The following is an 11,113-nucleotide window of genomic DNA, read 5'->3' on the forward strand; positions in this document are numbered from 1 at the left end:
TTAACGCAGATGGGAAAGATGATTTAGTCAACGTCTTCAATGATGGGGGTCTAGCCAGTATCGATACTCATATTTGGTATTGAGCCAAGACAAGCGTAAAAATCTGTAATCTAATCTGAACATGGGAAGTTTTGTGGTCAAAATTTTAAAGCGACTTGGGAGTAGCTCCCGAACTTATGGGAGTGGTCTAACTCATGACGGGAGCGGTTTACTTTGCAACATTACTCACTAATTGCCGTGTTTCAAGTTCTGCTAATTATTCGGTCATAATAGAGGAGCGTAGGCGCTGCCCGCACTCCTCTATGAGACGCTGCGCGTAGTTGCTTCCCCGGAGGGGTACGGCAAGCTCAGTGAGCATTGTAAACATCGCTTCACCAATACCTTTGAGAAATTGTTGAACGAACTTTCGCTTAGTGGAATCAATCTCGTCACTTGAGTAAGGATGAATGGCACTAAGAAAAGCGTAAATCCCTAATATTCCTGGATGAAAGGGTGTGGGGAATTAAGAAGATGTTGAACTCCTTGACGCACTCGCATTCAATAGACTTCTTGGCATTTGTCGGGGTAAAGGGGAAGGTGGGGCCCCCTCTGGGGATAAGGGGCCTACCGTGTATACACAAGTCAAATTACCCCCCTTAATCCCCCCTTATAAAGGAGGGAAACCGGAAAATCTAGTTCCCTCCCCTTTATAAGGGGAGGGTTAGGGTGGGGTAAAACCTTGATTAATCAGCTATTTCAGACTTATGTGTACACCGTAGGGATAAGGGGCGGGGGAAAAGGGTAAAAAAACTCAAAATCCTTTCCCTTTAACCTTTTCCCTTTTCCCTAAGAGTGCAAAAATATATTTTTGCAAGAGACTCCATGAGCTGCGCTCACAAGGAACAATGAAAATGATCTTGGAACGATTTTGCGTTGTTTCAGCCTCTATTTTCAAGGCAGGTCTAATTGTCTGGAACACACTCAGCCTACACCCTACCCCCAATACCCTGTCCTCATGAGGTTTCACATGAATCTCAGTGCCATTAGAGTAAGGATTATGAGCTTTTACCAAAATTGCCAGAAAACCCTCTAAAAAGAAAAAACCCGCCGTAGCGGGTTACACAACAAAACTATGAACAATGAAAACTTGATTTAGCTGGAATACCTCATTTCAGCTTCCAGTTGACGGATTAGCTGCTCGTCGCCTTTTGCTCTAGCTATTTCCAAGCGATGCTCTAGGCTTTTTTGAATATTCGCTCTGTGAGTTTCTCGTGATTTGCTCAGACTTTGTAGTCTATTTTGACTCATAGTGATTACCTACTTTAGTTTTTCAATTTATGTCTTGTATTCTTAACATAGCATAAATTTTGTAGCTGTTGCTACAGAAAATATATTTTTTATATATTTTTACCAAAATATGTCTAATAACCAGATAGATCGACAACCCCTTGTGACTTTACTGAGCGATTTCGGCGCTCGCGATGTTTATGTAGGCATAATGAAGGGAGTCATAGCCCAAATCAACCCCAGACTGACGGTAGTAGACTTAACGCACCAAATTCCGCCGCAAGACATCGCCGCAGCGAGGTTTAGCCTGATGAATGCTTATGCCCATTTCCCAGTTGGGACAGTGCATCTGGCAGTAGTAGATCCAGGTGTGGGAGGTAAGCGACGAGCGATCGCAGTAGAATTTGCTCAAGGGTTTTTGGTCGGGCCAGATAATGGTATATTTAGCGGGTTACTTAGTCAAAGTCCTGCGATCGCAGCCGTCGAACTTACAAATCTTAATTATTGGCGCACTCCTCAACCAAGCAAGACTTTTCACGGTAGAGATATCTTTGCACCAGTGGCAGCTAATCTTGCTAGTGGTGTCCCCCTCAAACAGCTAGGGCAAGAAATCGATTTAGCAAGTTTGGTAAACCTGGATATAGGCAACTGCAAGCAGACAACCACCAGTGTAATGGGTTGCATTCAATATATTGACCATTTTGGCAACCTAGTGAGTAACATTCCAGCGAGTTACGTGCAAGGCAAAACTTGGTGTGTGCAAGTTGCTGGATTGAGTGTACCAGGCCGTGAAACTTACGGTGAGGTCAAAGTGGGAGAGATAATAGCTTTAGTCGGCAGTCACGGCTGGGTAGAAATTGCCATTAATTGCGGAGATGCTCACTCACAATTACAGATTAATTTACAAGATGCACTAGAAGTCTTGTTTTTTTCAGAAAATCAGACCAGTGAATATTGCTAAAGTTAAGACAGTGAAAAATAACCAGGCTGCAAAGTGCCTGTTACTGATTTGTAGGAAAGTCAAAGAAAGTGGAAAATCCTAGATATAAAACAGAGGGTGAGCAACTGCACACCACTTAAAAACAAGCATTTTCATTCACCATAGGCAGTGCCGATTCTACAAAAATTTCCAGAAAGCAACTGCTAAAAGACGTAAGTTTAAAAATGGTGACATGAAGTTCGCCTTATTGCTCATAATAATAAAAGTAACCCTTGAGCAATTTCCTGTTGTACTCTACTAGAGAATCATAATTATATTCTTAGCTATGACTACACAAACACTCTCTGCACCAGAAGTTTATCAAGGTCAGTTTGGGGAATTTACAATTACTCAAAGCGATCGCACTGGCGTAATTATCTACCGTGCTGGATTGATAGTAGCAGCACTGAGCTTTGCCATCGGCAGCGCCTTGATTTTACTCAACAATAACCCAACTGTTGTAACTTTACTGACACCTCTATATGCTTGTTTTAGTCTCGCTCTTGGTGTAAGTTTATTTACAATCCATATCTATATGGCATCACTGCACCGAACGTTGCAAGTTTTTTGGGTGATCGGTAGTATCGCATCAGTGATTCTGGCAATCACTAGTAGTGAACCTTTAGCTCTTGCTGTTTACAATCAGCCAATTACCTTATTTGGAGTTGGTTTTATCTTCGTAGCTTTGACAGGTATTTATTTTAAAGAAGCTTTTTGCTTCAATCGCCTGGAAACTAAAATATTAACCCCAATTGTACCGCTACTGTTGTTAGGACATTTGGTAGGAATTTTACCAACTCAGGCAGAAAGCATTTTATTAGGAACTTGGGCGATATTATTTTTAGTGTTTGCTCTGCGAAAGACAGTGCAAGCAATTCCTGCTGATATTGGAGATAAGTCTGTGTTTACCTACTTGAAAGAACAACGTTTAGCTAAGGTTTAATGCGGATAAAAAATCGTCGGTGTCAAAAATTTCCCAAAATCAAACTAATCAAACGCCAAGAAATGTGGACACTTACGGCTCAAGGGTGGGCGATTGCAATCGCTTTGATTGCCTATTTAATATTTTTCCTTTTTACTCATGTACACTCATTTCTCGCCGTAACTTCCCCGATCCAATCAGCAGAAGTATTAATTGTTGAAGGATGGCTACCAGATTACGCTATAGAAGAAGCTTTGACTGAATTTAAAACCGGTTCTTATCATCAAATAATTACTACCGGAGGCACATTAGGAAAAGGAAGTTATCTTACCGGATATAAGAACTTTGCAGACGTGTCGGCTGACACCTTCATAAAACTCGGTTTAGAAGCAGAAAAAGTAGTAGCCGTTCCGACACCTTTCGTGGTTAAAGATCGTAGTTATGCATCTGCTGCTGAATTTGAACGTTGGCTATCCAATTCAAATTTAAAGATAGAATCGATTAATCTTTTTTCCTTGGATGTTCATGCCCGTAGGAGTTGGTTTCTTTTTAAGAAAATACTTACCCCTGACATTAACGTTGGTGTAATTGCTGGCAAAACGCAAGATTATAATCCAAACAAATGGTGGAGTTCTAGCGAAGGTGTGCGGACGGTTCTTGATGAAGGCATCGCTTATATTTATGCACGATTTTTGAATTGGAAAGCCTAACGGTGATACAGCAGAAATATTTGCTTCGGCAGCCATTTAATTTTTAATTTGAGATTTTGGATTTTTCAGTCAATCCAAAATCCAAAATTCAAAATGATATTACTACTGACCCAAGATTTGTAATAATGCTTGTCGATAAATTTTCAACCCCTCTGCATTCAAATGGTCGCCATCACTGGTAAAATTTTCTTTAAGAACATTATTTTCATATAATGATGCTAGTCCGGCTGCGGCAACTGGTACTTTTTCTGTTTCAGCAACTTGATTAATCAGAACATTAATTTGTTCAACTCTAGAACGTGGGGCTGCTACTGCTGGATCTGAGCTTGCTGCAACTGTCGAATAAAAAGCCGGAATCAGAAAAATCTCTTTAGTTCCCATTGTACGCAGAAGTGCGATCGCCTCTTGCAGATTTTTGCTAAATAACTCATCACTAATTCTATACAAAGCATCATTTCCACCGATGGCAATAATAGCTTTTTCGCATTTCACCTTGGTAGGAATTAAACTTTTCAGTTGTTCTAGTAATGAGATTGTACTCAGACCATTTAACCCAAAATTAAAAGTACCATTCCCAAGGGTATTGCCAAGTCCAGCCGAAATAGAATCGCCAAATAAGCAACCTGAGAACTGTTTATTCTGGGCGGCGAGTGTTTGATATTGTAGGGCAATTTTCCCTAAAGGTGAAGAACTTACGTCATCTTTCGGCCGCGCATCAGCAGAACTAGCAGAGGAATTTGCCATACCAACTAGCTTCTGAATTTTTGACACCTCAATAACTAGTTGATCGCTGGGATAAGCTTCTAGAAAGCTGGTTATTCCTAGACCGTCCGGTGATTTTGCTCCGATAATCAGGGCAGATCGTAGTGCTTGTATACTAGCTTGATCGCGACGAGCGATCGCTTGGGAAGCAAAAGATAAAATTTGCTTGCCCATTCCTGTGTTTACCAACTTATCTAAAGCCACAATATCAAGCGACATTTTAACTTGAAGGGCTTCTTGAAATTTCTGTTTCTCTTCAGCGCTGAGGTAATCTAAAAAAGATTGCAGATCGGCAGAAACCTTTTGTGTCTCGTCATAGTTGCGTATATCTGCCACCGGAATTGATTGCTCAAATAAACCGTACCTGACGGTAACTTTTTCGGCTGCCAAACTAGGCAACAAACCAAAGCCACTATGCACCAGTAAAAATATTAAGCACCCAGATAGGCTTATTAGAAGACGATAGAAATATTTCATCACAGAAGATAAGAAGATAGATAGTCAATAGTTAATAGTCAAGAGTCAAGAGTCAAAAGTCAAGAGGAATTGCGAAAGAGGTCTTTGTAGAGACGGCGATTCATCGCGTCTCTTGCCTTAACCGAACAGTATCGCCCCTACTCCATCAACAGCCAACCCTAATTTGGGAATACTCAATCCAGTAGGCGTGAGGATAGAACGGTGGTAGAAGAAGGCGCATATTGGCTAGCTTGGGCGCAAATTTCGGGAATTGGCCCAGTATTACTGCGACGGCTGCAACAGCATTTTGGCACGTTAGCAACAGCTTGGAACGCTACTAAGTTACAGTTAGGAGAAGTAGAAGGTTTTGGTTTTCAGACACTAGAAAAAGTAGTACAACAGCGATCGCGTTTGCACCCAGAACAACTATTCACCAAGCACCAGCAGGAAAATTCTCATTTCTGGACGCCAGCAGATGCAGATTATCCCCGTTTACTGCTAGAAACTCCGAGTCCACCGCCAATTTTGTACTATCGCGGTGAAGTCGAACTCCAAGAAAATCTTGGACAAAAACCAATGGTTGGGATTGTCGGAACCCGCCAACCTTCAGAATATGGTATCCGTTGGACTCGCCAAATTAGTACAGCTTTGGCTAAAAATGGCTTTACAGTCGTTTCTGGTATGGCAGAGGGAATTGACACCGAAAGCCACATCGCCGCCATGAAAGCAGGTGGACGCACGATCGCAGTTTTGGGAACTGGTGTAGATGTCATCTATCCGCATAAAAATCGGGATTTATACAAGCAAATTTTGACGGCTGGGCTAGTCGTCAGTGAGTACCCCACAAAAACCCCACCCGATCGGACTCATTTTCCCCGTCGCAACCGCATTATTGCAGGCTTAAGCCGCGCCATCCTAGTAATGGAAGCACCTTTAAAATCTGGTGCCTTAATTACTGCTACCTACGCAAATGAATTTGGTAGAGATGTCTATGCATTACCTGGAAGACTTGACGATTATCCATCCCAAGGATGCTTAAAGTTACTGAGTCAGGGAGCTTCCTTCATTCTTAAAGAACTAGACGAGCTGTTAACAATGCTAGGAGCGATACCACAAATTGATGCGATTGAGGCTTCTACAGCACTAGAACAGTTAATGCCAACTTTATCGCCAGAATTGCAAACAGTAATGGATGTGTTCGCCGCAGGCGTGCCGGAGGCACTCGCAAGTGATGCTTTACCCTTCGATTTTATTGTCCAACAAACCGGTATGGCTGCTGGCTCAGTTTCCAGTGCTTTGTTACAGCTGGAACTTATGGGCTTCATTTCGCAACTACCAGGTATGCGGTATCAAAAAAGTTAATAATTAAAAGATAACAACATTATTTAGCTTTGTTTTTAGCAATTTAATCATCAGATTTCTGACAATATAAAAATACAATTTTTATATAGAAACAAATTACTTAAAATAATGAATCAGTGGGCTTTTGAATACCAAGTATAACTATTTTGCCTCGGAATACAATTCCAAGGCTAATAGTTCAAGTTCTCTTAACTGGACTAAACAACAATTATCTCAAGTTCGGTTAAAAACTCGCCCGAACATCATTCAAGTCCACTTGAGTGAACAGTAGCTCAAAGCCGCAGAACTTAAGTTATAGACAGGATGTGGTTTAGCATAATACTTTGACTGTTACCAAAATGTGGGTAATGACGAGATTTTAATTATGGGGATTCTCTTTTTGCTTGTTAAAGCCTAAATTGGTTCAAATGACTACGGGGATTATAAGTACGTATAGCCCGGATTTTTTCATAATATTCCCGCTCTTGTTGGCTGAGGTCTTTTGGTGGAACGATCGCCACTTTCACCAACTGATCGCCGCGTCCACCTTTGGGGAGGGGCCAGCCTTTGCCACGTAAACGTAGAGATTGACCAGAACGCACTCCTGCTGGTAGTTTGACATTCACTGAACCATCGGGAGTGGGTACATCAATAGATGCTCCCAGAGTCGCTTCATCTGGTGTGATTGGCACTTCGCATACCAAGTTATCGCCTTCCATTTGGAAGAACGTGTGCGGCTGAAGTTCAACTTTTAAGTATAAATCCCCCCGTTGTTGAGTCATGGGGTTGATTTGACCTTTGCCCCGCACCCGTAGGCGAGTACCAGTTTTAGCCCCAGATGGGATGTTAACATCTATTGTTTCATTACCTAAACTGAAGCGTTTTTTCACACCATTAAATGCTTCAGCAAAAGTTAGAGCGATCGCAGCTTCACTATCCTGAGTACTACCCGCACCTCCATCTTGAAACCCAAAATCGTTAAAGCTGCTGCTAAAATGAGTTGAGGTACCTGGAGAAGTGCGGTAAGACTGACTTCGGGCGTGACTTTGGCGCCCCGCACCCGCACCACGAGGGGGAGAACCACCAAAGCGTCCTAGCAACTCATTAATGAACTCATCAAAATTGCCGTATTGACTGAAGTCAAAGTTACCCATATCTGGGCCAGCACCGCCAGATGGGAAACCTTCACCAGCTTGTTTCCAATATTGACCAAATTGGTCGTACTTTTTGCGTTTATCTGGATCTGATACAACTTCGTAGGCTTCGCTAACTTCTTTGAAGCGTGCCTCTGCCTGTTTGTTGTTTGGGTTGACATCAGGATGGTATTTGCGGGCTAGTTTACGAAAGGCTTGTTTAATTTCCTCTGAACTGGCAGTCTTGCTGACTCCCAAAATAGCGTAATAGTCCTTGAAGTCGGTTGCAGCCATCTACCAGCCTCCTATAGAAATTCCCGTTATGTTTTTTTTTAAGATGAGAGATATTGAATTTGCCTGGTATAGTGCCAAACAAAATGAATCTGATTTCAAATTAACAAAAAATATAGAAAATCAAGTGTGGTTCTCGCTCATCAAGGAATCGCAATTCCCGTACTCCAATTTTTCTGATAAGCGGCTGAGGCTGTCTAATCCTTCTTCCCGACTTGGGGGAGCATCCCGGAGTTGACGGTGCATCCGCAAAATAATTTCTTCTGGAACTTGGCGCGATCGCCTTTTATTCCGTGCTAAACACAGCCAAACTGGTGTATCCACCCAAATTCCCCTAATGTGGGTAAAACCCAAGTTACGGGCTAAAGCAATGACTTCACGACGATGGCGGCGCTGGGCATTGGTGGCATCAAAAATAGCTGTATTAGTTGTGGAAATAGCTTGTTGAAATTGCCGCTCAATTTCGCGCCAAATCAGTAGCCACGCTCCTTGAACAGCTTGGGAACCGAACAATTGCCCCCGAATGGCATCTGTAGAAATTAGCGCCATTTGGGGGCATTCTGCCAGTAATTGTTTTGCCAAAGTTGACTTACCGCTACCTGGAAGACCAATCAGCAAAATTAGTGCTGAGTGCTGAGTGCTGTTAGCGGAAGCGGGGCGTTTAGCCCGTGCTGAGTAAGAAGTTAAGAGTGAGGAGTTAGAAGTTAGGAGTGAAGAGTGATTAGAAGTTTTATTCATAACTTATAACTCATAACTCAGCACTCATAACTTAGCACTCACAACTCAGCACTCACAACTCAGCACTCACAACTATTAAATGATTGTTCCATCGGGAATTACAGCATTTTTCAGCACAACAACGATGCCACTGCGGATGTAAAAACCTTGACTTTCGCGGTCAGCTTCTTGCACGTTATCTTTATTGATGATTTTGACATCGTGACCGATACTGGCATTTTTATCGATGATGGCACCGCGAATAATCGAGTCAGTACCAATACCTACAGGTATATCACCTTTTTCTACGTTGCATTGGCGTTCTACAGAAGCTTGGTAAAAATCTGCACCCATGAGAAGGGACTCTTCGATAACACAACCAGATTCAATTCGCGATCGCACTCCCAAAACTGAATGTTGAATGCGGCAATTTTTCAAAATGCAACCTTCGCCGATAATTGATTCTGTGATCTGGCAATCTAATAGTTTACTCGGAGGTAAGTATCGAGCGCGGGTATAAATTGGTGCTTTCTCATCGTAGAAACTAAAAGGTGGCTGGGGCTGCTGAGTCAGCGCTAGATTTGCATGATAAAATGCTTCGATTGTTCCAATATCTTCCCAATAGTCATCAAAAAGATAAGCTTGAACGTTGTAATCTTTAGAGGCATCAGGAATAATTTCTTTACCGAAATCAGTCCTTTCTATTCCTTCTCTCAACAACTTGAACAAAACCTCTTTTTTAAAGACATAAATCCCCATTGAGGCGATGTAAGGTTGTTGCTGGGCTTGTTCTTTTGATAATCCCAGTACGCTTGTATCAACCTGCATTTGGGTTAACGCTTCACCTTTGGGTTTTTCGCTAAAGTCTATTACTCTACCAGAATCGTCAATTTTCATCAAGCCAAAATCTGAGGCGCGGCGCTCATCGATGGGGATGACTGAGAGAGTAATATCAGCCCCCGTTTCCCTATGGCGCTGGATAAAGTCGCGATAATCCATGCGGTAGAGGTGATCGCCTGAGAGGATGAGATATTCTTCTACATCCCATTCTTCCATTAACCACAGGTACTGACGTACAGCATCGGCTGTACCTTGGAACCAGTTGGGATTTTCTGGTGTTTGTTGTGCAGCTAGCACTTCCACAAAGCCTTCATTGAAACCAGTAAAGTTGTAGGTACGGGCGATGTGACGATTCAGGGAAGCTGAGTTGAATTGTGTCAGGACGTAGATTTTGAATATTTCGGAATTGATACAGTTACTAACAGGGATATCGATTAAGCGGTACTTCCCCGCTACTGGTACTGCTGGCTTAGCGCGTAGTTTGGTTAGCGGGTAAAGCCGAGTACCTGCGCCACCACCAAGGATGATTGATAATACTTTTTTCACAAAATTTCTCCCGACTGCCTTTCAACTCTCACTCTCAGTTTAGGACTGTCTGCCACCACACGTAAGGGGGATCATCTGATTCTTTGGGATGAATTTACAGAATGCTGTTGGTGATAGATGGCGCTGCCTGTTAATCAAAAAACTAATTTAGAATATCAAATTTTACTTACTTATTGAAAGTATAAAGTGTACTGCCATTACAAACACTGAATTCATTAGGACTTACGCACTGTACAAATTAACCACAATATACACGACGGTATTTCTCTGTTTCAGGCGCTTCGCATAACCCTGATTTACTTGCTTTCTTTGTACTCGCTAAGTGTTAAACATGGCTAAAACACCCAAAGGGCGTGTAATAACTATGTAAAATTTGCAAGCCTTAATGTAAAATTTGCCACAAAACACTATGTATTACTTATCAGCTTTCAAAAGACTTCAGAAATAAACTGATTGTCTCCTGTGAGGGGCAAGGTTTTCGTGGACACCGACAATTTATTCTTTCAACTCCTGTGGCAAATTTTTGAAATTCAACTTTACTTATGGACTTATTTTCATCTAAAAAGTTTTTGAGTGTCTCTTGAAATTTTACAATTTCCGATTCATCTGTGTCTACTTCTGGATTATCTAAGCAAGGTTCTTTCAAAGATACTTCCATTTGGGATATGAAATTTTGAATCGAAGTTAAAATTTCTGGCTCACCACTCAAATCACTATACAGCACTTGGATTTCACTTAAACTTTTTTGAGCTGCTTTCATTATTTAACATGCATTAACTTTTACTATTTATTATAATAATTTATATTTTTCAATTATTAAAAAAAATTCAATTTTCCGTCATTCAATAAATAAAATAAAATTATTTTGAAAAATCAAATAAACTTATTTATAAAATAAATTAAATACCATTACAGATAGAGCGATCTGCTGGAAGTAGTTTAGAATTATTTGTGAGATAATTCTTTAGTAAATTACAGCTTTTGATTAACAGATCATTAACATTAGTATAAGTATCAATTGGATTCAAACTCCATATTCTGACAGTATTATCGTCACTAGCAGATACAATTGTTTGACCATCAGGGCTAAAGCTCACGTAAGGATTCAGGTCTAATATTTAAGAAGCAGTGATGGGCGAGACAGATAGCT

Annotated in this window: 11 protein-coding genes; 4 read left to right on the forward strand and 7 right to left on the reverse strand. The window is 41.3% G+C overall.

Annotated features, from left to right (window positions below):
- Positions 1 to 1,131: 1,131 nt before the first annotated feature.
- Positions 1,132 to 1,287 (reverse strand): hypothetical protein, encoded by a 156-nt coding sequence (locus tag RMY16_RS22950; RefSeq protein WP_322667452.1) that lies wholly within the window; start codon positions 1,285 to 1,287, stop codon positions 1,132 to 1,134.
- 109 nt (positions 1,288 to 1,396) lie between these two features.
- On the opposite strand from RMY16_RS22950, the gene RMY16_RS22955 reads away from it, so the two are divergent.
- The 3 genes from RMY16_RS22955 to RMY16_RS22965 all read left to right on the forward strand — a co-directional run bounded on the left by RMY16_RS22955 (position 1,397) and on the right by RMY16_RS22965 (position 3,877).
- A complete protein-coding gene (locus tag RMY16_RS22955; protein ID WP_322738284.1) occupies positions 1,397 to 2,227 on the forward strand; it encodes an SAM-dependent chlorinase/fluorinase in 831 nt (276 codons plus the stop codon).
- Positions 2,228 to 2,531: 304 nt separating this feature from the next.
- Positions 2,532 to 3,188 carry a DUF2301 domain-containing membrane protein gene (locus tag RMY16_RS22960; RefSeq protein ID WP_322738285.1) on the forward strand — a complete coding sequence of 219 codons (657 nt, stop codon included), beginning with the start codon at positions 2,532 to 2,534 and terminating at the stop codon, positions 3,186 to 3,188.
- Positions 3,188 to 3,877, forward strand: a complete 690-nt coding sequence (locus RMY16_RS22965) for an ElyC/SanA/YdcF family protein (RefSeq protein WP_322738286.1) — start codon at positions 3,188 to 3,190, stop codon at positions 3,875 to 3,877. Before RMY16_RS22960 ends, RMY16_RS22965 begins: the two co-directional genes overlap by 1 nt.
- Before the next feature lie 102 nt (positions 3,878 to 3,979).
- Here the strand turns inward: RMY16_RS22965 and RMY16_RS22970 are convergent, their stop codons facing one another.
- Positions 3,980 to 5,059: an alpha/beta hydrolase gene (locus tag RMY16_RS22970; RefSeq protein WP_322738287.1), complete on the reverse strand. Its 1,080-nt coding sequence runs from the start codon at positions 5,057 to 5,059 to the stop codon at positions 3,980 to 3,982.
- A gap of 258 nt (positions 5,060 to 5,317) precedes the next feature.
- Here RMY16_RS22970 and dprA point away from each other — a divergent pair, with 258 nt between their 5' ends.
- Positions 5,318 to 6,457 carry a DNA-processing protein DprA gene (gene dprA, locus RMY16_RS22975; RefSeq protein WP_322738288.1) on the forward strand — a complete coding sequence of 380 codons (1,140 nt, stop codon included), beginning with the start codon at positions 5,318 to 5,320 and terminating at the stop codon, positions 6,455 to 6,457.
- 386 nt (positions 6,458 to 6,843) lie between these two features.
- Here dprA and RMY16_RS22980 read toward each other — a convergent pair whose 3' ends face one another.
- The 5 genes from RMY16_RS22980 to RMY16_RS33105 form a co-directional block, all read right to left on the reverse strand.
- A complete protein-coding gene (locus tag RMY16_RS22980; RefSeq protein ID WP_322738289.1) occupies positions 6,844 to 7,863 on the reverse strand; it encodes a DnaJ C-terminal domain-containing protein in 1,020 nt (339 codons plus the stop codon).
- Between the two features lie 120 nt (positions 7,864 to 7,983).
- Positions 7,984 to 8,598: an AAA family ATPase gene (locus RMY16_RS22985; protein WP_322738290.1), complete on the reverse strand. Its 615-nt coding sequence runs from the start codon at positions 8,596 to 8,598 to the stop codon at positions 7,984 to 7,986.
- 75 nt (positions 8,599 to 8,673) lie between these two features.
- A complete protein-coding gene (locus RMY16_RS22990; RefSeq protein ID WP_322738291.1) occupies positions 8,674 to 9,963 on the reverse strand; it encodes a glucose-1-phosphate adenylyltransferase in 1,290 nt (429 codons plus the stop codon).
- A 421-nt stretch (positions 9,964 to 10,384) separates the two neighbouring features.
- Positions 10,385 to 10,723, reverse strand: coding sequence for a hypothetical protein (locus RMY16_RS22995; RefSeq protein WP_322738292.1), 339 nt, complete (start codon positions 10,721 to 10,723; stop codon positions 10,385 to 10,387).
- 139 nt (positions 10,724 to 10,862) lie between these two features.
- Positions 10,863 to 11,060: a hypothetical protein gene (locus RMY16_RS33105; protein WP_416211689.1), complete on the reverse strand. Its 198-nt coding sequence runs from the start codon at positions 11,058 to 11,060 to the stop codon at positions 10,863 to 10,865.
- Positions 11,061 to 11,113: the final 53 nt, after the last annotated feature.

Origin of the sequence: Nostoc sp. DedQUE12b, from assembly GCF_034530835.1 — a bacterium.
Classification (GTDB): Bacteria; Cyanobacteriota; Cyanobacteriia; order Cyanobacteriales; family Nostocaceae; genus Nostoc.